This window comes from Verrucomicrobiota bacterium, assembly GCA_037139415.1.
Lineage (GTDB): Bacteria > Verrucomicrobiota > Verrucomicrobiia > Limisphaerales > Fontisphaeraceae > JBAXGN01.
In genome coordinates this window covers 1-21,212 of the sequence record JBAXGN010000028.1, presented here as the reverse complement: position 1 = coordinate 21,212, position 21,212 = coordinate 1, and the positions used below count along the sequence as shown (strand labels likewise).

The following is a 21,212-nucleotide window of genomic DNA, read 5'->3' as shown; positions in this document are numbered from 1 at the left end:
CCGCTTTTCTCAGCTGCTGTCCGGCTTGGGTTTGCCACTCTATTTCATGGCGCAGCAAGACGCGCCTTCACTGCTGCCGCTTTTGCAAGAGTGCTTCACGGTGTCCTTGGCATTTTTCCCCACCCCTTCGGTCGCGATCTTGGTGCTGCAGGTGGGGCAGCCATGTTGCAGGTAGGTCTTGGTCACCGTCGGGTTCGCGCCCTTGCCGGTACTCTCCGCCTCCGTCACCAAGGAGTCCTTGCACTTCGGGCAAGCCATGACCGCTGGGTCGCCCGCCGCCACCTTCTGCACTTCGGCCACCGAGTTGTGCGGGTGCGGCTTGATTAGTTGCGTGGCGCCCCGATCTTGCGCCATGCCATTACTGGCGGCGAGCGTGATTCCGGCCACGGCCGCGATCCATGTTCCACGGGTCAGAGAGGTGAGGATATTTTTAATTGTCTTCATATTATTTCTTTCTTTTGTTTCAGTTTTTGTTGTTTTGGCAGCCACTGTGACCGCCTTCTGAACTGCATACCCCGGCACTCGCAGAAACCCGCAAAGAATTTTTCGCAAGGTTTTATGCGTGATCCCGCCGGGCTTGGGGTATATATCTCAACGAAGGAACGATTATGAGCACAATAAACGAACCGGATGGCGAACGACTGGGCACACTATTGCGCGAGGCCCGGCCCGCGCCACCGTTACCGCCGCGCTTCCAGGAATCCGTCTGGCGCCGCATCGAGAAATCCGAAAAAAGGGCCACCGTATCGCCCACGCCCCTGGCCTGGCTGGAACGCTGGGTGGAGCAGTTGCTGCTGCCGCGCTTCGCCATGGCGGGGTTGACGCTCTTGCTGGTGGCGGGCGGACTTACGGGTGTGGTCACCAGTGACAGTGCGGCCAAGCAACAAGCCCAGGAGCGTTATCTTGCCGCCGTCGCGCCCAACAGCCTCCACTAAAACCATGCGCCGCCCGCTCCTCATCTTCGTCGCCATGCTCCTCGCCGGAGTTGCGGTTTTTCTCGCGAGTCAACGCCTTGCCGCTCATTGGTGCATTCAACATGCGGTGCAACCCGGTGATGACCTCGCCTGGTTGCGGCTGGAGTTCCACTTGAACGACGCCGACCTGGCCCGGGTGCGCGAACTTCACGACGGTTACCTGCCCAAGTGCCGCGAGTTCTGCGAGCGCATTGATTCCCGGAAGCGCGAATTGCAAACAATGCTGGCCGCCAGCACCAGCACGCCCGCCGCCATCGAGCAAAAGCTCATCGAAGTCGGCACCCTGCGCGCCCAATGCCAGGCTGCAATGCTGCAACACTTCCGCGAAGTCAGTCAGGTCATGCCTCCGGAGCAAGGCCGGCGTTACCTCGCCGAGATGCAGCGCCTGACCCTTGGCTTCCACGAGCAGGTTGAACACACCATGTCCCCAGCGAATCCCAATTCCCATGGACACCGTTGATACGGAAGCCCTGGACCGGGCAGATATGGCGAAGCTGGCAGGCGGACACGATGCGGCTCTCAACAACCTGATGGACCGGCACGCCCCCGGGGTCTTTCATTTCCTCTGCCGGATGCTGGGCAACGAAGACGATGCCAACGATCTGGCGCAGGACACCTTCGTTCGCGTCTATCGCTCCCGCGAGACCTATAATCCGGAACATAAATTCAGCACCTGGCTGTTTACCATCGCCGCGAACCTGGCCCGCAACCACCATCGCTGGCATGCCCGGCACCCGAACGTCTCGCTCGATGCCGAATCCGAAACGACCGAGCAAACCCTGGGTGACACCTTGCCTGCCGCAACCACCGATCCCAACCAGGCCGCCGAGGCTGCCGAACGGGCCAAAGCCGTCCGCGCGGCGGTGCAAGCTCTGCCGGACGACATGCGCGAAGCCATCATTCTTTGTGAGTGGGAAGCCCTGCCGGTAGCCGAAGCGGCCACGGTCTTGCAGAGCACACCCAAGGCCGTTGAATCCCGTCTTTACCGGGCGCGCAACCTACTTCGGGAACAACTCAAAAAGTGGCTTTAGCCCGGACACAGCCTCTCCCGGAAGCCCCTTTAGTACCAGCACTGCACAATGTGCGAACGAAAAAGAACATTACCCCAGCATGACTGTCGCCGCGCCGGGAGACGGCCAGGTGATTCCCAGCGAACACCCAAAACATGCCGCCAGGTTCTGCGCCCGGAGCACCTGCGGGACGGCCCCACGGGCAAAAACTCTCCCGGCTTTCAGCAACACCGCCTCATCCACGAACATTGGCGCGACTACCAAGTCGTGGCACACCATCAGGACCGTGTACCCTTCGCCGGCCAGTTCCCGCGCCAAGTGGAACACCTCCAGTTGGTGCGCAATGTCCAGGTGGCTGGCCGGTTCATCGAGCAGGAGCACCCGTGTTTCTTGCGCCAGCGCACGGGCAATGATGACCCGCTGCCGTTCGCCGCCGCTGAGTTCATCGAAATGGCGGTCGGCCAGGTCCGCCGCGCCGACCCGCTCCAGGCTGGCGTGGACCGCCGCATGATCTACCGGGGACTCTTGCCCCCACAGGTCCCAACGGGCAAACCGCCCCATCATCACCATTTCCCGCACCAGGAACGGCACGCTTGCCGAAGTCTCTTGCGGCACCACGGCAATGCGGGCGGCAATTTCACGCGGCGTCAGCTTGTCCAGCCGTTGCCCTTGGTGCAGCACCGCGCCGGATTGCGGATGCAGCGCCCCGTTCAGGCAGCGCAGCAAGGTGCTTTTCCCGCAGCCGTTCGGTCCAAACAACCCCGTCACTTGCCCGGCCCGGATTTCCAGGTTCAGGCCGTTTAATACCGGATGGCCAGCGTAATATCCGAAGGAAAGACTTTCGACCCGCAGGCTCATGCGGCAGGCCTCCCGAGCCGTTTATTGAGCAGCCACAGAAACACCGGCGCGCCCACGACGGCGGTCAGGATGCCCACCGGAATTTCTGCTGGTGAAGCGAGAGTGCGCGCCAGCATGTCCGCCACCATGAGCAGCACCGCCCCGCCCAAGGCCGTTGCCGGAACGAGCCGCCGATGGTCCGCGCCGATCACCAGCCGGAGCAAATGGGGCACCACCAGCCCGATGAAACCAATCACGCCTGTCAGGCTCACGGCCACCGCCGTCGTCGCCGCGATCATGAGCAGCAATTGGCGTTGCAAGCGCGGCAGGTTCAGGCCGAGATCATGCGCGGAACGCTCGCCCACGAGCGCCACGTTCATGGCCGGAGCCAGCACATACAGGGCCGCGCAACTGCCGAGCGCCAGCGGCAGCATGAACCAGGCATCGCGCCAGTTGGCCTGCCACAATCCACCCATGAGCCAGAAAACAATCGCCTGCAAGCGTTCGCCGGCCAGGTACAGCGCGGCCGTGGTGAGCGATGAACACAGGGAACCAATGGCAATGCCCGCCAGCAGCAGCGCATGGCCAAAGAAACTCCCGCGCCGCCCCAGCGCAAACACCAGTGCCGTGACCGCCAACCCGCTTGCCAGGCTGAACACCGGCACCAGTACCGAGGATGAAAACCCCGCCCGCCCCGCCAGCAGCAACCCCAGCACCGCGCCGAGCGCCGAACCGCTGGACACCCCGATGATGGAGGGCGTCGCCAGCGGATTGCGGAAGAGAGTTTGAGCCGCCAGCCCGGCCAGCGCCAGGGCGCTCCCGACGGACGCCGCCAGCACGAGCCGCGGCAACCGCGCCGCCAGCAAAATCTGGTCCGTCGGATCATGGGCGCTTTGCCCCAGCAGCGCGGCCCAAAGCCGCTTGACGATTTCTCCCGGCGCAACCGCCACACTGCCGACCATCAATCCCGCCAACCCGGCGAGCACCAGCCCAGCCAGCAGGGCGGGCATGAGCCAACGGGCGCGGGATGGAGGGTGCGTGAACACTTCAAGCGATTTGCTTCACCGCGAAACGATCATCCCGCACCGCATGGTTGCGTGCCTCTTCCGAGGTCAGATGCGACATGCCGACCTGGTTCAGATGGCGCTGGCAGCACGCCACCGCTTCGGTCATCTGTTCCGCCGTCGGGCGTTCGTAAGGTTGCCCCGGCACCGGGATATAGCCCATGATATGGAACCGGATGTCCCGGCTCAGGCTGCCCAGCCATGCCGCGATGGCCTCCACCTGGTCCACGTCCACCAGCCCCGGCACATAGACCACGTTCGCCTTGAGATCCATCCCGGCCTCAAAGGCGCGCTGGAAATTGCCGAAGATCAGTTCCTTTTCCCGCCCGGTATAGGCGCGATGCACTTGCGGGTCCCACGCTTTCAAGCCGACGTTCGCGCCATCCAGGTTTGGCAGGTCGAGCTTCCACCCGTTGCAATGGCCCAGGAAAGTCCGCACGCCCAGCGTGTTCTTCCCGAAGCCGAGCAGCTCGGCCAGGTTCCGCGCCATGGTGGGCTCGCCGCCCATGAAATACAGCGTCGCCAGGTCCACCGTGCGCAGCGCTTCCTTGATTTGCTCGGTGGTGAGGAAACCATCCGGCTTGGGCCACGCGTAGCCGGGCCGGCCTTCGGGGCCGCTGTGCAGTTTGTAGCTGCACACCGGGCACCGGAACATGCAGCCGAAATTGTGCAGCGTGGCGAAACGATACTTGGCGTTGTGGGTGATGGTGTGAAACGACATATTTAATGTTTGGTTTTTGATTCAGGTTGGATCAATTGACGCAGTGCGGCCACCCCCTCGGGCAGCCCCGCGCCGGCAACCAGATAATAGCGGTCCAGGATATGCACCCGGCCCGCCTTGACGGCGGCCAGGCTGCCCAGCCCGCCGCGCCGCGCAAATTGTTCAGGGGTGCCGAAGCCCGCCAGCAGCACGACGCAATGCGGATCGGCGGCGAGCAGTTGCTCCGCCGAAAGCAGCAGCGCCCCATTGCCCTGGGCGGCGATGTTGTGTCCGCCCGCCAGTTCAATCAGGTCATTCAAGTACGAATCGCCGCCGCTGGTTTTAAACGGGGTGTAAAGCTCCAGGTAAACCCGTGGCCCAACGTTCGTGCTGGCGGGCGTCAGCCGGGCCAGCTTTTCCGTGACGCTGCGCGCCAGCGCGTCGGCGGCATTGGTGGCCCCCACGCATTGCCCCACCAGCCGGATGGTGTCCGGCACTTCGGACGCCCGCCCGCAGCGCAACCGCACCACCGGCACCCGCAAATCCGCCAGCAGCTTCGCCGCGTCCTCCTGGAACCACCACACAAATGCCAAGTCAATTCCTCGCGCCAGCACTTGCTCCCGTGAAATAGCGCTGCCCTTGCCCAGCACCGTCACGTTGCTGGTGCCTGGAACCACGCGGCTGTATTCATCAATCCCCGCCAGCCGCGCCCCCTCGCCCAACCGGAGCAGCGTATCCGTCGCCGACGTGCAAAGGCTCAGGACGCGTTGGGGATTCGCCGGGACCACCACCGTTTGCTTCGTGGAATCCGTGACGGCGCGCCCGCCCGTGCCCGACATCGGGGCGCTGCGGCCGGTCAGGCTGGCGAGCGCCAGTACCAACAGGCACCCAACGATGGACAAAAACCGGGGCATATCGTGGCGGCGCTAGTTCGTTTTTTGAAGTTGGTAAAACTGCTGCGCCGCGCCACGCGGCAGCAGGACGGCGTTCTGACCGTTGATGACCGTTGGCGCATTGGTCACGTTGCTCCAGCTCCCGCTCTCCAGGCTGGGGCGGAACTGTAATTGATACGTACCCGCCGAAACCGGCCAGGTGACGACCACATTCAACGCAATGCCCAGTGCGGGCGGGGCGGTCTGTGGTGGGCGCGTGACCGTGAGCGCCGCCAGTTGCGGGCGCAGGCTTGTTTCCCGCGTGCCGGGCACATCCGTCGCCGCCACGGTAAACCTTACGCTATTGGTCGCCGCCAGGCTGCCCAGCACCTCGAAACTCGCCACGCTCGGGCCGTAGTTCAATCCCGTGCCGGTCTTATCCCATTGCGCAACATCATCGCCGCCCAATTGCACGCCGTTGAAATAGAGCCGGTCATTCTGTCCCGTGTCGCCATACGTGTAAAGCGCGGTCAGCCGCGCTGCCGTGGCATTTGTGGGGTTCACAGTGCCCAGCGGGACGGTGCGCTGATTGACTTGCGGCGCGGCAGGCGTGCCGTAAATGTCGCCGCTGCCTTCGGCCAGTGCATAATCAAACTGATTACTCAGGGCGGCGGATTGATAGACCGCTACGAGGGTGACATGGTGAATCCGCCCGTCGAAACTGTCTGGCGTGCTCTCCGTGATGCTCACCGTATTGCTGGAACCGTCCCGGTGCAGCATCTCCTCCGGCACCGGCAGGCCAACCACCCACAGCCCGGACCCCGCGCCATAGACGCACGGCGCAACCCCGCTAAAAACCGCGTTGGCGTCACTCGTGGACCCAAACACCAGTGGATTTGCTGCTGGCAGGTTCGTGCCATTGATGGCCACCGTCATCTGGCAGGTGTAATTCGCCGTGCCACCCCACAACGTCATGATCAACCGGCTGGCGACCACCCGGTCGCAGACCGGCAGCGACCACCCGACGGTTGTGTTGAAAGGCAAGCTCGGGGTGCTGTTGGCCCAGTTGGTCGTGGTGCCACAAAACAACGCCCCGTTGCTCACGCTCCCGGCTAGCACATTGCTGATCCCTTGGCCCGCGGTGGCAAAACCGGCCTGGACTGATGCCGGCGGCAACGCGAAGGCGGCACTGAGGGCCAGCGCCAGCACAAGTGATTGGCCCAGGCCGAATGGTCGAGCCTGATTGGCTATGGGTTTGTCCGGATGCTTTTTCATGATTTCTATTGGGAGGCGTCCCAGTCGGTTTGTTGGGTTTTGATTTTGGTTTCAGCGTGGCCGTCACAAAACACGGCCACAAAACTGCCCTTGGGATGCCGATAGTCCACGTCCACCACTGGTTCCTTGAACGCGCTGCCCCCGCCGCAGTAATATTTGCCGGGCGTGCAGTCCGCAAAAATGATCGTGCCCGAGGGGCGCGGCACGGCATTGCCCTTCACGCCGTACCAGAAACAATGCGCCTGGTCGCCAAAGCGGAAGGTGTTGATGCCGTAGCTTAGGAAAATGTTCGTGTCCCAAGTCACCGGAATCCGCTGCTGGTCCGCTGGACACAGGTACACCCCCGACCTTTTATCGAGACAGGGCTGAATCAGGTCCATCCAGCGCGTGGTCGAATCCACCCAGGCTGGCGGATAGGATTCATTCTCGTCGGCATACATCTGCGTGGCCAGGCCGATCTGCCGCAGGTTGTTCAGGCACCCGGCGCTTTTCCCCCGCGCCTTGCCCTGCGCCAGCGCCGGCATCAGCAGCGCGGCCAGGATGGCGATAATGGCAATCACCACCAGCAATTCAATCAGTGTAAAGGCTCTCACCCGCATTATCATGTTGCCTCCGGCACGATGGCGGACAAGCCGCTGCCACCCATCCAAGGCGTCAGCATTGTGACTGGCGATTTTCGACTCATCTGATCGTTGTTGCCGCGAGCGGACCCGCGGCGTTCCAACGCCGCTGCCCCCACTCGTTTTCCTAGTATTACGAACGTATGAGAACTTAATACTTGATTTTTAGTATTACGCAATAGTAATTTCGTATGAATTAGAAAATATGCCCGCACCGGTTCTGACGCGATACCAAACGCCCCTCGCCAAGGCCAAGGTTAACCAGACTCAGTTCCCCGCTAATCATGGCCATTCCCACTGTGGCGCTTCGCTTGATTTCCGTTGTTCTGTAAACGCAAAAAGCGACCCTCGTGTGAGAGCCGCTTTGCTCAGCCGCTGTCCGGCGTGGGTTGCCACCTTATTTCATGGAGCAGCAAGACGCGCCTTCACTGCCGACGCTTTTGCACGTGTGTTTCACGGTGTCCCTGGCATTTTTTTCCACCCCTTCGTTCGCGTCTATCGCTCCCGCGAGACCTATATCCGGAACATAAATTCAGCACCTGGCTGTTTACCATCGCCGCGAACCTGGCCCGCAACCACCATCGCTGGCATGCCCGGCACCCGAACGTCTCGCTCGATGCCGAATCCGAAACGACCGAGCAAACCCTGGGTGACACCTTGCCTGCCGCAACCACCGATCCCAACCAGGCCGCCGAGGCTGCCGAACGGGCCAAAGCCGTCCGCGCGGCGGTGCAAGCTCTGCCGGACGACATGCGCGAAGCCATCATTCTTTGTGAGTGGGAAGCCCTGCCGGTAGCCGAAGCGGCCACGGTCTTGCAGAGCACACCCAAGGCCGTTGAATCCCGTCTTTACCGGGCCAGACAAATTCTCCGCGAGAAACTTAAAACGTGGTTCTAGCGTCAACCCAAGGAGCGCGGACCTCCGGTCCGCTGGGGGGCGCGGGAGCCGCTTCGGTTATTCCCTCAACGGTGCATGCGGCTAAAGCAGTCAAAGCCACGCGGATCGGAGGTCCGCGCTCCGGTGGGCGGCGCGCTTGACGCTAAGGGCGGCGACGGGCGCGGGTGAACTGGCAGAACCCGCGCAAATTACGCAACCAATAAGGTTGACGCCCATGCCCCGAGGGAGAGGATACAGGAGGGGGTACGGAACCACAGGCCCTCCCACCTCGTACTATTCGTAACGCACCAACGCGCTTGATGCAGCCCTGGGCGAATGCAGACTGGACCCCATCGGTTCAGTGTATTAGCATCATCCGGCAAATGCTCTGTAACCGGAAGTGAAAACCATGCGACGAAACGACAAAGCCATTACGGACCGCGCCGCGCTGGACGCGATCATTCGCAGCAGCCAAGTATGTCACCTGGCGCTGGCCAAAGACAACTGGCCCTACCTGGTGCCGGTTTCCTTCGGTTATGATGGGCGGGCGATTTATCTTCACACGGCCACCGAGGGGACGAAGCTGGAATTTTTCCAAGCGAATCCGCAGGTGTGCTTCGAGTTTGAGTGCAACGTGGAGGTGCGCCGGCATCCGGATTTGGCGTGCAAATGGAGCATGGCGTACGAGAGCGTCATCGGTTTTGGCGTCATCCGCGAGTTGGTGGAGGTGGCCGCCAGAGACTACGCGCTCAACGAGATCATGCGCCAATACTCCGGCCGCACCTGGTCGTTTGATCCCGTCATCGTTGCCCGGACCCGGGTCTGGCAGATTGAGATCAACGAACTCACCGGCAAACGCTCGTACACCAAGACCACTTGAGGTGCCGGCCTTATTGGGCTGCTGGTTTGAACAAGAATGTCATGGGCGCAAAGGCCGGGAGCTGAACCGTCAGCACACCGGCCTTCGTTTCCACCGGCTGATTCATCGGGCGCCCGCGCAGATCGCATGCTTGCACACCAGCTTTGGCGAGGCTAGCCGGCAATTGGATACGCAACGGCCCGCCCTGGCCAGCCAACTCCCACACACGTAGCCGTGTACCCAACCCATCCGGATTGGCCCCCAAGGCAGTGACCAACACACCCGGGCGCGAAACCTCCCCGCCCGTCTGTTCGACCGGCAAAGCACCCGCCGGTTCTGCTGTCACCATGGCCTGGAGGGGATACCGAGCTTCCAGCGACGGCGTGATGAGCGCGGCTGCTTGGTCGCCACCATTCTTCACCGCCCAAAGGCGCACCCGCGAAGTCCACGTGCCGCCGTTCCACAGGCGGAAGTTGGTATTCCACTGGTTATTGAACAGGTTAAGGTAAACGACCGGTTTGCGGGGGATAAAGTCACGCGAGAATTTCCAGCATCCGGGTCGTTCCAAGCTAACCAGTGGATGGTCCATGGGACAAAGGCCCACGCCTCGGCCTTGTGGATCAATCATGGTAAGACCGGTGTTAAGGGTAAAGATATCCTGGTTGCCGCCCGGAATCAGGTCCCGGGCTGGGTCAGTGATTCCCCCGGGCCGACCCAGCTTGAACTGTGGTGACGCCACCGCAAACGGCAGACACAGCCAGCCCGCTTCAGGCCAAGGGTCTTCCGGCTTGTTTTGCACCGTCATTTCCAAATCGGCATAAGGGAGATCGTGATAAAGCACTACTCGTGTGGTTACGCCGCACGGCACACCATTGCCGGAGGCTGCCTCCATGATGGCACTCACGCTGGACGGTGTTTTCTCGAATCGCACACGGAAATCTCTCGGTGCGGCAGCGCGATACTGGAATTCATTGGTGGAGGGCAAACCCGGCTTGTCGAAATCAATGTGGCGTTTGTGCCCTTCACGATTATAGGCCTCGCAGTAAGCCCATACCTGCGCCTGGTCAAACCGCTCGTAGAGAAACTGACCAAACCCGACTTCTGCGGTAGTGTCCACCAATTCCCGACCGGTTTGCTTGTGTACCAAGGATTGGATGACACCGCGGGTAAGATCGAGCTTTGCCTGAAACACCTCGTTTTCGAGGATAGCCTTGCCGGGTGTGGCCACCGTGACCGTTTTTCTTGCGTTTGGTGACACGGGCGGCAGTTTGGCCAGATCATAGGCGCGATAGCCCAAGGCAGGCACGGCGTGCGCGAGGAAATCGCGTCCATCCGGCAAAATCACCACGCCATCACGCTTCCATGGCAGGGGATTGAAAACCACGACGCGCGGCCCTTTCATGGCAACCGCCTCGGCCAGCGCCCGCAGATTGCGCTCAAGTTCCGGCTGCACCAAATCACGGGCCCGCTCAATGTACGAGGTATGCTCGGCCCAGGAAGCCTCGCTGCGCGCATAAAGGCCGCTGGCCCGGTTGGTCGCAAAGATAGCGCCAAAACCAAGCTGCTTCCGCGCCCAACCGATGGATCCGCCCCAAGTATGTTCCCCATAAAGCAGACTCTGCTCATACGCGGCGGCCACGGGAGCGGCGGCGTCCGGCACCGCCACGTTCCAGCCGCGCAACAGGGTGTTGAGCGATTCCGTGGCGGCGAGCAATGGACGGATGTTTCGGGCCAGTTTCATACCGATGGGATCAGACATTGGCCCGTGAATCCAAGTATCAGTGGCATCGCCTCGCACCACGGGTAGGTTGGGTTGCTCGGCCAGGATGGCATCGGCAAAATCCGAGAGCCGACCAATCTTCACCTTAACGCCGGGCATCGTTTTGGCGGCGCGCTCCAGCACCTTTTTAACCTCGTCCGGGCGCGGCGGGCCGTGGTTGTCCCCGGTGTGGATCAGCGCCAGCCAGGTCCGATACGGCCAATCCTTGGGTGGGTTCAACCCCGTGCCGTACTGGGTCGAGTACATGGTCAGGATACGAGAGCCATCCGGCCCTTCCCACCAGTAGAGGGGCGGCACCTCGAGCGGGGTGCTGAGCCCGTTACAACCAATGTGCATGAACTCCACGCCGGCCTGCTTGAGGATGGTGGCCAGCACCCGCGTGTGCTCCGGCACGTCGGTCATCTTCGCATCACGCGGCGCGTCCAGTCCGTAATCGCGGGTGATGCGGGTGGAGAAGGCCAGGCCGCGCACCAAATCCTCAAGCTCCAGAGATTCGGTATGCGTGGTGAACGGGAGCGCGTGGACCACAAAGTGTCCGGATTTCAGGGCCGCTTCCACCTGGGTTTTGCGGGCGGTTGACTGCTCGGGCCAATCCTCAAGGATCTTGTGCATGGGCCAGCCGGGAATCGTCCAGGCAAACTGCTGCGCAGGCGGCAGGTCACGATTTTGTGCCACCACTTCCAAAGCCTGATCAATCATGGGGCCCCGGTATTTCTGGACAATATTGCTCGCCAAATCGGTATAGCCGATGTCGAAATGGGTTTTGAACACCACGACAATCTGGTCCACTTTCGTTCCACTCGCCGCCTGGCGTGCGGCCGCGATCATGGCCCCGGCCTCCGGCACCGCAGCGGGCGTGACACCCACCGGGGTTTCCAACGCCACCCGTTGATAGAGCATCCAACTCCCCTGACGATTGGCGATGGCGATGGTATTGGTTCCCAGTTTAAGCAGCTTGGCTGGAAAGACCACTTCCACTCGCTGCGGCTTGATATTTGCCAGCCGACCAAAAATGGCGCCGCCATCCCCGCCGACGGGCAAATCCCGGTCAAAGGCCTGACCGTTGATTTCAATGCGCAGGTGCGGGGGCGATTTGTAATGGGTATCGAGCAGGTCCAACACCAGCCGGCAGGCACCCGAGACCGTGGTGGACTGCACTCCAAACACGATGTGGAACGTGTGTTCGCCGCCGCCGGCCCAACCATCCTGCGGACCCGGATGCACGTAGGGCCAATCCGCGCGTGGGTCCGAATGACCAACGACAAAAAAACCGTCCTGTTGGTAACTGGCATAACCTTTGGGAGCGAGCGTCAGCGCCGCCGTCGTGCGATTGGTGGACCCGAATTCAAACAAGGTGGCTCCCGGCGCGTTCACGACGGCAAGGAGCAGAAACGCATTGAACAAGCAGCGGCATTTCGTCTTCATACAATCATCCTTATGGGCATAATGGCTGGACATTTATCCCCGCACGCCTCCGATAGGTCAATCCTGTTTCGTTCCTCTGTTTCGTTCCTCCAAGCCCGGCCAATCCGGTTTTGACCGTTGACAGACCCCCAGTCGAGACCGGAAAGTGCCCGAGCATGTTTGGGGCGATTCTGGCTACCCTCTGTTTCTCGATCTCGGTGGTGGCCGCCACACGCTCCGCCCGCCTGATGGGCGGAACGGAAGCGAATTTCTGGCGGCTGACACTGGCCTGCCTGTTTTTGGGTATTGTCGCCACCACCCCGATTGTCATCCTGCCGTTGACGGCGCGGATGGAAGGGGAACGGCCCAGCCGGCGCGCCCTGTTCGGAGGACTTCTGGCCGTACTGGGGGCAGCGGGACTGACCCTGACCCGATTTGGCATCGGAACTCCGCAATAAAACATACCCGGATAACAGAACTTGAACCCAATATGAACAACCTGAACCGAAGACAATTTCTCCAAAACACTTCTGCCAGCCTGGCGGCAGTTTCCGTCCTGGGCGCCGCCGATTCCAAACGGGCACCGCACATCCTGCTGCGATCCTCGTGGCAGGTGGTCAACATCGGCGACATTGCGCACACACCGGGCGTGCTGGCCCTGCTGGAACAGCATTTCCCGGAAGCGGAAGTCCGGCTGTGGGCCTCCCCCGATCTTTCCGAAGAGGTCATCGCCATGGAGCATCATCGTTTTCCCAAATTAACGATTGTGAAAGGGAGCATCGGCGCAGACGGCAAGGCATCGAATGCGGAGCTGGGTGAAACCGTGGCGTGGTGCGACTTCCTGCTGCACGGCTCCGGGCCGTCACTCGTGGCGGCGAAGGATGTGGCGGCCTTTATCAAGCACACCGGCAAACCGTTCGGCGTTTTTGGCATCACACATGGCTCATTCTTATCGGGCGATGACAAGGCGCTGCTGACCCAGGCGAAGTTTGTGTATTTTCGAGACGCGGTGTCGTTGGAAAAGGCAAAGACCGAGGGCGTCAAATGCCCCATCATGGAATTTGGTCCAGATGGGGCGTTTGCCTGCGATCTCCGCCGCGAGGAGGCGGCGCTGGCGTTCATGAAGGCGAATAGCCTGGAGGAGAAAAAATTCGTCTGCTGTATTCCGCGCCTGCGGTACACCCCTTATTGGAAATTTACGAACCGGCCGTATGACGAAAAACGTCGTCAGCGCAATGAGGCCATGAAGGAACACGACCACGCCCCGTTGCGCGAGGCGATCGGCACGGTGGTGCGTGAGACAGATTACAAAGTGCTGCTGTGTCCGGAGGACAAAAGCCAGATGGAGGTCGGCAAGGAAATGCTGTTGGACAAACTGCCGGAGGAGGTGCGCCGAAGAGTGGTGTGGCGCGAGCAATTCTGGCTGACGGATGAGGCGCTGAGCACCTACGTGCATTCCGCCGGATTATTCGGGTTGGAGATGCACTCACCCATCATGTGTATCGGCAACGGCGTCCCCGCCATCGTCTGCCGGTTTCAGGAACAGACCAGCAAGGGATTTATGTGGCGGGACATCGGCCTGAACGAATGGCTATTTGATTTTGACCAGGAAGACGACCTGAAGAAACTGGCGCCAGCCGTGCTGGCGATGCTCAAGGATCGAGAGGCCACCGCAGCCAAGGTGGAGAAGGCCCGAGCGTTTGTGCGGCAACGCCAGTTGGCCATGGTGCAAGCCCTCAAGCAAAGTGTCCACGTATGACGACTCGCAAAAAATTGGTGCTCATCACCGGCGTCAGCCGCGGTCTGGGTCGAGCAATGGCCTTGGAATTCGCCCGGCTGGGGCACACAGTAATCGGATGTGGTCGCTCATTGAAAGACGTGCAATCACTGCAACGGCAATTACCGGCACCACATGACTTCCGGGTCGTGGATGTCGCGAATGATTCTGCGGTCGCGTCTTGGGCCAAAGTTTACCTAGCCAGTCATGGGCCGCCGGACCTGCTGTTGAACAATGCCGCCATCATTAATCGTAATGCTCCGCTGTGGACCATTTCCGCCAGGGAATTTGATGCCGTGATCGCGGTCAACGTGCTGGGAGTGGCGAATGTTATCCGGCATTTTGTTCCGGCCATGGTGGCTCGCCGACAAGGGGTGATTGTCAATTTCAGCTCCGGCTGGGGCCGTGCAGTGGATGCCGAAGTGGCACCCTACTGCGCCACGAAGTGGGCCGTGGAAGGGCTTACCCAAGCACTGGCGCTGGAACTGCCATCGGGAATGGCTGCCATTCCACTGAATCCGGGCATCATCAATACGGAGATGTTACAAAGCTGTTTTGGTGGGAGCGCGGATGGGTACCCGGATGCTGAAGCCTGGGCACGAACAGCCGTGCCGTTCCTGCTCGCACTGGGCTCCCAGCACAACGGCAAGCCCGCCACCGCACCGTCTCCCCATTGATACAGTCGTTCACGTTGCCGGCACAAACCGCTGCATCAGCAGCGCCACTAGGAATGCCAGGGGGAATAGCAGGACCAGCTCTGGATGCACCGGACCCACGGCGGCCAGATCGAGCAAGGTAATACCGGCCAGCAACCCGGAGACCGCGCCCGCCACAGAGCGTGGCCCGGGACCAAGGGCTTGCCGCAAACAGCACAACACCCATAGTGCCACCACCGCCGCCACCACGTACCCTTGCTGGCGAAACAAGCTGTCATTTACGATCACTGCCAAAACCACCGGCGCCAGCAACAACAGGCACGGCCAGATCAGTATGTCGCCCCCGGCTTCTTTGCGCGCCAGATAACTGGCGCCGACAATATAGGCGGCCAGCACTACCGCATACCACACCGTCAACCCCTGAATGCCTTCCGGCCCCACCGCTGCCGCCAGCAGAAACAAAAAGAACCGGCAACCGGCCATGATCACCGGTGCCAGCAGCAATTTTTTGTGGAACGCGTTGTAAAATAAGATGCAGCCCACCAACCCGGCGCCACATTGAAACGCCGTCCCACCCAGCAGCGCCACGAGGGCCACCCCGCCGCCAAGGAACATAAAGCCGAGACACCACACCTTCCACTCGGTGATCGTGCCTTGCGGGATGGGTCGCGCGCGGCGAAATTCCCGGTCGTAATCGGCATCCATGGCGTCATTCAGAAACATGCCGCCCAAGTAAAGACAGGTCGCGGCGGTGCCAAGCGTGTAGAGGAGATTCCAATCACGGCCTCCACCCAGGACATAACCCGCCAGGCAATTGGTCCAGACCGTCGGTAAATTCGATACCCGCCCCACGATCAGCAGGGCGCGCAAATAGTTGATGACATCAAATTTTTCGGGCGGCATCGGCGCACATTACAGACAGGAATTGCCGAAAAATGCAAGCGGGTATCTTTTCCCCAACGAGAAGGGGTCGCGCTCATTCCCGCTCACTTGATACCACGACGCTGGGCATCCACCTCCCGCTCGCACCACTGCAAATAAGTCCAGCCTTGAGCGTTATTTTCAAAATTCAGATTAACGGACCGCTCAAAGTAGCGTTTGGCGATGGCGTATTGGCCGGTCTGCATGTAGTGCCATCCCAGGCTGCCCACCATGAAATAACTGTTCGGGTCCAGCGTCAGGGCGTGTTGGAACCAAGGCAACGCTTCGGCAGGGCGCTTGAGCCAGTCCAGGCACATCCCGTACCGCATCGGCGCATGGCTGAAGTAGGGATTCAAAATCATGGACTGCCGATACCAAGGCAGCGCGGCCTCGGCATATTTTGCCCAGTCGTCATTGCCATCCCAGCTTATCAGGCGGTAAACCTCGCCGATTTCATGGGCAGTTTCAAAATTTTGCGGCTCGGCCAAAAATGCCTTTTGCAAAAAGCCCAGTTTTTCCTCCGCCAGCGTGCTTCTGGAAGCCTGCCGTAACCAGTACGCTTCGGTAAAACGCCGCACCCCGCCCACCCCCAGCAGGAAAAACGCGGCGATGAGCACCAGCGTGGCCACCGCGCGCCCCGTGGTTGCCAGCGGCACCCAATATTGTTCGGTGGCAAACCGCATGTAGGTGGTTAGAAACGCCATCAGTGTGACCGCCAGCAAGGCATTGGCGGGAATGTGCAGGTTAAAATCCACCAGTGAATGCACTAAAATGGCGATCAAACCCAACGCGGCGCCAGCCACGAACGCGGATTTACTGCTCCGCAACGCGGCTCCGTCCGAGGTGGCGTGAGACATCCGGTTCCACGTTTGGGATGCCCCCACGAAAACCAGAAACCAGACCGCCCCCATCAAGGCAAAGCCGACCACCCCATAATCCGTCAACGTGTTCAAAAAGTCATTATGCACATACACCGGACGGGCCTGCATGCGGTTCACCGGATCGCGATACGGCGGGAAACGGTGGTCAAAATGCGCGGGTCCCACCCCCCACCATGGCTGGTTCAACCACAGCTCTGCCGCCGCCGGCCAGATGCGATAGCGCAGATCGCGATCATGCCCCATATTCATGGCTTCACCGACCCGTCGTTGGACCACGCGGTGAGCTTGTTTGATGGAATAATACCCGCCGACGGTGAGGCCCAGCAAAATGACGAGGATGATCAGGCGCGCGCGGATATTGCGGGTGCCAAAGATCAACAGCAAGGTCAGCGCCACGGCGCATGCCACCCAGCCGCCGCGCGAATACGTCACCGCAATCCCCGCCAGAATCACCATCGCCGCATAGCCGAGAATAATTCGGGCCGCATGGCCCGAACGCCGGCTAAAAGCGGACATCACCGCCACCGGCAGCAACATTTCCAGGAAACCAGCCAAACTGTTGGGGCAGAAGAAAGTTCCCGAACCACGGTTGGCGTAACTGAGCGGACGGTCCATGGCCCACACCTTGTTCGAGTGACCAAACGCCTGGTACATCGCGTAGAAGGAAAGGAGCATGGCGAGTCCTACCATGCTCATGACCACAATTTTACTATTTTCCTGGCGGTACAGATTGTTGACGATGACAAAAAACACCGTCGTATATACCAGGATTTGAAGCACCTCCTGCCGTGCCACATATTCAATGTCGCTGTAATGATAACGGAGCACCGCGTAAATGGCGAAACCCAACACCGCCCAACAGGCCGGCGGCCATAAAAAGGTAATCTTGGGCGCGATCCATAAGCGGGCCACCCAGAAGCCCACCACCACGGCGGTCAGCCATAGGACGATGGAAAAGTGATCCCCACGGACCCCACCCAGCGCCAGAGTGCTGAACACCAAAATGCTCAACACGAGCCCGAGAATGATCCGTTCCAACAGTAAATCCAGTCTTTCGCGATCCATTTTGCGTAGTCAGCGTAACCCAAAATTCGCACACGTCCAGAGTTTTATCATTGGCGGACGCCTCATTTTCGCGCCCATCCCTTCCTGTATTTGGTTGCTCGGTAAGCTTCGGCTAGGAGTCAACGCACTTTGGAAACCGGGTTCAACGCGCCCCCTCCGTCTTTCCAATCACAAAGGCGGAGTGGGCCGGCTCAAGTCGGAGCTGAATGCGCGTCACCACTTGGCCGGACTCGGTCCCATGGGAAAATTCTGGTCGTCCATGGCTCGGAACACCAGACCGGCCACACCATTCTCCGCCGCCAAGTCCGCCGTGAAGGTGTAGTCGGTCCGCCTGGCACCGTTTTATGTGCGCAACGACTGGCTCTCAGTGACAGTCAATTGGCTGTCCCGAAGCGTCGCGTTGGTGGCAGTGAGCCATCGGTCCAAACCACGACTAAATTTCATTTCGCAAGTTACCGTTCCCCGCGATCGTAGCGCTCCACGAAATCCCGGAGGATGTTCTCATAGCCGCGCCAGACCTCCGCGTTGGTATCCTCCCCGATCTCCTTGCTATACTGTTTCATGGCCGAGAGGGTGTTGGCGGCCTGATCTCGGATGGACTTCAGATCCGTGGTGCCGTTGGCGAGTCCCTCGGCGGTCTTATGATAATATTGACTGAAGGCAACCCGCTGGGTGGCGTCCATCCCCAGGGCGATGCCCTGGTTCATCATGAGCTGAAACACCTGCTGCACGACCGCCTGCCCTTGGGGCGTGTTGATGTCGCCCAGGCCCAGTGCGGTTGGAACTTGCCGGTTATTGAGGATTGCCGTTGGGTTGGTCCCGGTCGTCAGGGAAAGCGTCTCGACCACCCGCGTAACGTTGGTCTGGAGATGAAGCTGCATGAGGTTGCTCCGCATGAAACTCTGTCCTGACGCTAGCACAACCTTGTCCTGGTCCAAATAGGTGACTTTGCCGCTCACGAGGCACTTCGGATTCAGCGACGCCACCACCGCGGTCACATTGGTGACGAACTGGTTGGTCTGCGAAGCCATAGTGGCCAATGGCAGCCCCAGCATCATGGCGATTGCCAGATGCTTGGCAGCCCAACGAGTTCTCGTTTGCATGTCCAACAGTATACCAGCAATTGAGGAAAAATCCACAGGTTTTAACCCGAAAGCCAAGTTGGAATGGGCTTGAAAATACACCAATACGACATAGGCTCCATCACATGGGTTTCTGGACCAACAAAGTGCATCGCACGGCGTTTGACGACGCTGAGGACTTGGCTTATGCACCCTCCGGTGGTCGCCTCGCGATGTGGCTTCTCGGCGTTGGGTTCGCGCTGTTGCCGTTCGGATATGGCGTGTGGTGCCTGTTCACCGGACACGCCTGTTTCTTCGGGCGCGGCAGTTCGTCATTGGACCTGGAAGGACCAGCGGCAGTGGCGCTGGCGATTGCCTACCTGGCCGTCGGGGTGTTTATTCATGCGCACTGGTTTTGGGGGTTGCATCCCAAACTTGAGCCCATGAGTTGTCTTCTCAAGTTGTTGTCCGTACTGGTTTTCATCGGTTGCTTTGGCTACACGATGTACCGGATCATCCTGTAAGCACTCATTTGGCGGGTGCCTGCCAGGTTACCGTGCCGCCTTGCTGGACATGCAGACGCAACCCGGCGGTGATGTCTCTGAGCTTGGCTTTTTCCTTCGCTGCCAGATCGGTGGTTTCGTAGGGATCGTTTTTGAGGTTGTAGAGTTCCATCGGGGCAAACGGGCTGTCGAGCACCAGTTTCCAATCGTTGCGGATCAGGGCCTCAATGGTCTTGCCGCAATATTGGACTCCGCCTTCCCGCCGGACAAAATAGAACTCGCGATTTGTCACGGTCTGCGTTTGCCCCAGCAGCGTCGGCAGGAAACTCACCCCGTCAATGCCTGCGGGAGCCTGCGCGCCCGCCAAATCACAGCTTGTGGCAAAAATATCCATGGTAAGCGCAAGGTGGTCCGTGGTGCTGCTCGCCTTGATTTTGCCCGGCCAGCGGGCAGCGCAGGGTACGCGCAAACCGCCTTCGTACATGTGACATTTTTCGCTGCGCCAAGGGCCGTTGTTGGCACCCTCCGCCAGCACACCGCCGTTGTCCGATGTGAAAATCACCAGCGTATTATCGGCCAGGTTCAATTGATCCAGCGTATCGAGCACCTTGCCGATGCCGGAGTCCAAGTGCTCAATCAAGGCGACCAGTTTCTGGCGTTTCGGGTTCATATTGGGCTCGCGCTGCTGCACTTTAGCCAGCCAGTCCGGTGGCGGTTGCACCGGGCCATGCGGCGCGTTGTAGGCAAGATAAAGGAAGAATGGCGCGCGCTTCTTGGCGCGCTCCGTCAAGTAATCACACGCCCATCCGGTAAAAACGTCGGTGGCATGGCCTGTGGGTTCCACGACCTTTTGATTGAGCCGCATGAAATTATGCCCGTGCCGCAGATGGGTCCAGTAATCATCCATCATGTCGCCGAGAAAGCCGTGGAAGAAATCAAAGCCGCGTTCCGTCGGTGTGTTGGGTGTGCCAATGCCGAGGTGCCATTTGCCGACCAAGGCGCTGTGATATCCGGCACGATGCAGCATCTCCGGCAGTAATTTGGCGTTGGCAGTGAGGTAGCCCCACGAGTTATCCGGCGTCTCTTCCCGGATCACCCCTGGCACCCCGACGCGGTCGGGATAACATCCCGTCAGCAGCGCGGCGCGCGTTGGCGAGCAGACGCAGGAGTTGGCGTAAAAATTCCGGAACGTCATGCCCTCGCGGCAGAGGCGGTCAATATTCGGCGTGCGGATATCCGGCGTGCCAAACGCGGAGTAATCACCCCGGCCCAGGTCATCGGCCAGAATGACCAGGATATTGGGCTTGGCGGCGGCCATAGCCTGGACGGAACCAAAGCCGCACACCGCCCAGCACAGCAAACACAAAAAACCACGGCTTAAATATTTCATGCCCGGATGTTTGCAAAACGCGCTGAATATTCAACCAAAGAATGGTCGCTCGTGGTCGTCGTCGCACATTTCGGTTTTGGCCCAAGCGGCGGTTGGGCGCATATCTCCGCTTCCATCCGCGGGCCTGGCAAAAATCGAAGGCTACACCAGAAAAATTTATGGGCATAAAAAAATGAATAATGGGGGATAGAACATGGCAAAAAGATTATCTGGCAGAAAAATATAAGCGAAAAAATGGAAGCTTGGAGTCAGGCGCTGGAGCGGGCGAGGAATGCAAACCGCGAAACAGGCGAAATACGCGAAAGCTGAAAGCTAGGAGTTAGGAGAGCAAGGAGTTGCCACCTAAATCTATGAATGCCCCCTTTGCTTGTTGCGGGCCAGTTGTGGCTCTCGGAATGAATAAACATAGCCCCGGGGGTCCGTACACCCAAGTATTCTATCGTCCCAAGGCATCGGTGACGGTGGGCACCACTTGGCGATTCAGTAAGGGCATAAACTGGAATGGTTATCATTGTCCCCAGTATTTAGTTTCTGGCGGTCGAACTTTGAAGTCATTGTGCTAGTTTAACCCGATTTTCGTTATTTTGTCGTTGGCAGTAAATCGCCGTAGTAAATCGTACTTGCCGTGTGGTTATAAAGCCAGGACCCCCGATGGGGGCTGATGCAGGAAGAAACTCTGGTGTGGGC

21 protein-coding genes are annotated in these 21,212 nt (G+C 60.0%); 9 read left to right on the top strand and 12 right to left on the bottom strand.

All coding sequences use genetic code 11. From position 1 onward, the window contains the following. Positions 1–39: 39 nt before the first annotated feature. Positions 40–444 carry a hypothetical protein gene (locus tag WCO56_07015; GenBank protein ID MEI7729304.1) on the bottom strand — a complete coding sequence of 135 codons (405 nt, stop codon included), beginning with the start codon at positions 442–444 and terminating at the stop codon, positions 40–42. A 164-nt stretch (positions 445–608) separates the two neighbouring features. Here WCO56_07015 and WCO56_07010 point away from each other — a divergent pair, with 164 nt between their 5' ends. The 3 genes from WCO56_07010 to WCO56_07000 are packed head-to-tail and all read left to right on the top strand — an operon-like array spanning position 609 to position 2,005. Continuing rightward, a complete protein-coding gene (locus tag WCO56_07010) occupies positions 609–935 on the top strand; it encodes a hypothetical protein (GenBank protein MEI7729303.1) in 327 nt (108 codons plus the stop codon). A gap of 4 nt (positions 936–939) precedes the next feature. Further along, complete coding sequence (locus WCO56_07005) at positions 940–1,434, top strand: periplasmic heavy metal sensor (protein MEI7729302.1); 495 nt, start codon at positions 940–942, stop codon at positions 1,432–1,434. After that, positions 1,421–2,005 (top strand): RNA polymerase sigma factor, encoded by a 585-nt coding sequence (locus tag WCO56_07000; protein MEI7729301.1) that lies wholly within the window; start codon positions 1,421–1,423, stop codon positions 2,003–2,005. The genes WCO56_07005 and WCO56_07000 overlap by 14 nt, the downstream gene beginning before the upstream one ends. A gap of 69 nt (positions 2,006–2,074) precedes the next feature. On the opposite strand, the gene WCO56_06995 is transcribed toward WCO56_07000, so the two are convergent. From WCO56_06995 to WCO56_06970, 6 genes are read right to left on the bottom strand one after another with little or no spacing between them, the layout of a single operon-like run. Then, positions 2,075–2,842, bottom strand: a complete 768-nt coding sequence (locus WCO56_06995) for an ABC transporter ATP-binding protein (protein MEI7729300.1) — start codon at positions 2,840–2,842, stop codon at positions 2,075–2,077. Continuing rightward, the gene (locus WCO56_06990; protein ID MEI7729299.1) at positions 2,839–3,867 is read right to left on the bottom strand and encodes an iron ABC transporter permease; all 1,029 of its coding nucleotides are present in this window, start codon (positions 3,865–3,867) and stop codon (positions 2,839–2,841) included. The genes WCO56_06995 and WCO56_06990 overlap by 4 nt, the downstream gene beginning before the upstream one ends. A 1-nt stretch (position 3,868) precedes the next feature. Continuing rightward, a complete protein-coding gene (locus tag WCO56_06985; protein MEI7729298.1) occupies positions 3,869–4,606 on the bottom strand; it encodes a radical SAM protein in 738 nt (245 codons plus the stop codon). 2 nt (positions 4,607–4,608) lie between these two features. Beyond that, complete coding sequence (locus tag WCO56_06980) at positions 4,609–5,499, bottom strand: ABC transporter substrate-binding protein (GenBank protein MEI7729297.1); 891 nt, start codon at positions 5,497–5,499, stop codon at positions 4,609–4,611. 12 nt (positions 5,500–5,511) lie between these two features. Next, positions 5,512–6,732: a DUF3344 domain-containing protein gene (locus tag WCO56_06975; GenBank protein ID MEI7729296.1), complete on the bottom strand. Its 1,221-nt coding sequence runs from the start codon at positions 6,730–6,732 to the stop codon at positions 5,512–5,514. Positions 6,733–6,737: 5 nt separating this feature from the next. Continuing rightward, positions 6,738–7,331 (bottom strand): DUF1559 domain-containing protein, encoded by a 594-nt coding sequence (locus tag WCO56_06970; protein MEI7729295.1) that lies wholly within the window; start codon positions 7,329–7,331, stop codon positions 6,738–6,740. Positions 7,332–7,736: 405 nt separating this feature from the next. On the opposite strand from WCO56_06970, the gene WCO56_06965 reads away from it, so the two are divergent. Together WCO56_06965 and WCO56_06960 are read left to right on the top strand one after the other, a co-directional pair. Continuing rightward, complete coding sequence (locus WCO56_06965; protein MEI7729294.1) at positions 7,737–8,249, top strand: sigma-70 family RNA polymerase sigma factor; 513 nt, start codon at positions 7,737–7,739, stop codon at positions 8,247–8,249. Between the two features lie 388 nt (positions 8,250–8,637). Next, positions 8,638–9,108, top strand: a complete 471-nt coding sequence (locus WCO56_06960) for a pyridoxamine 5'-phosphate oxidase family protein (protein ID MEI7729293.1) — start codon at positions 8,638–8,640, stop codon at positions 9,106–9,108. Between the two features lie 10 nt (positions 9,109–9,118). Here the strand turns inward: WCO56_06960 and WCO56_06955 are convergent, their stop codons facing one another. Continuing rightward, on the bottom strand, positions 9,119–12,292 hold the full coding sequence (locus tag WCO56_06955) for a polysaccharide lyase family protein (GenBank protein MEI7729292.1): 3,174 nt from the start codon (positions 12,290–12,292) through the stop codon (positions 9,119–9,121). A 155-nt stretch (positions 12,293–12,447) separates the two neighbouring features. On the opposite strand from WCO56_06955, the gene WCO56_06950 reads away from it, so the two are divergent. From WCO56_06950 to WCO56_06940, 3 genes are read left to right on the top strand one after another with little or no spacing between them, the layout of a single operon-like run. After that, positions 12,448–12,729 (top strand): hypothetical protein, encoded by a 282-nt coding sequence (locus WCO56_06950; protein MEI7729291.1) that lies wholly within the window; start codon positions 12,448–12,450, stop codon positions 12,727–12,729. Between the two features lie 32 nt (positions 12,730–12,761). Continuing rightward, positions 12,762–14,030 (top strand): polysaccharide pyruvyl transferase family protein, encoded by a 1,269-nt coding sequence (locus tag WCO56_06945; GenBank protein ID MEI7729290.1) that lies wholly within the window; start codon positions 12,762–12,764, stop codon positions 14,028–14,030. Further along, positions 14,027–14,725: an SDR family NAD(P)-dependent oxidoreductase gene (locus tag WCO56_06940; GenBank protein MEI7729289.1), complete on the top strand. Its 699-nt coding sequence runs from the start codon at positions 14,027–14,029 to the stop codon at positions 14,723–14,725. The genes WCO56_06945 and WCO56_06940 overlap by 4 nt, the downstream gene beginning before the upstream one ends. A 9-nt stretch (positions 14,726–14,734) precedes the next feature. On the opposite strand, the gene WCO56_06935 is transcribed toward WCO56_06940, so the two are convergent. The 3 genes from WCO56_06935 to WCO56_06925 all read right to left on the bottom strand — a co-directional run bounded on the left by WCO56_06935 (position 14,735) and on the right by WCO56_06925 (position 18,674). Further along, entirely contained in the window at positions 14,735–15,607 is an 873-nt protein-coding gene (locus WCO56_06935) for a UbiA family prenyltransferase (protein MEI7729288.1), read from the bottom strand. 83 nt (positions 15,608–15,690) lie between these two features. After that, complete coding sequence (locus WCO56_06930) at positions 15,691–17,571, bottom strand: O-antigen ligase family protein (protein ID MEI7729287.1); 1,881 nt, start codon at positions 17,569–17,571, stop codon at positions 15,691–15,693. Between the two features lie 452 nt (positions 17,572–18,023). Next, positions 18,024–18,674: a hypothetical protein gene (locus WCO56_06925; GenBank protein ID MEI7729286.1), complete on the bottom strand. Its 651-nt coding sequence runs from the start codon at positions 18,672–18,674 to the stop codon at positions 18,024–18,026. A gap of 104 nt (positions 18,675–18,778) precedes the next feature. On the opposite strand from WCO56_06925, the gene WCO56_06920 reads away from it, so the two are divergent. Beyond that, positions 18,779–19,156: a hypothetical protein gene (locus WCO56_06920; protein ID MEI7729285.1), complete on the top strand. Its 378-nt coding sequence runs from the start codon at positions 18,779–18,781 to the stop codon at positions 19,154–19,156. 4 nt (positions 19,157–19,160) lie between these two features. Here WCO56_06920 and WCO56_06915 read toward each other — a convergent pair whose 3' ends face one another. Next, positions 19,161–20,525: a sulfatase-like hydrolase/transferase gene (locus WCO56_06915; protein ID MEI7729284.1), complete on the bottom strand. Its 1,365-nt coding sequence runs from the start codon at positions 20,523–20,525 to the stop codon at positions 19,161–19,163. Positions 20,526–21,212 lie beyond the last annotated feature (687 nt).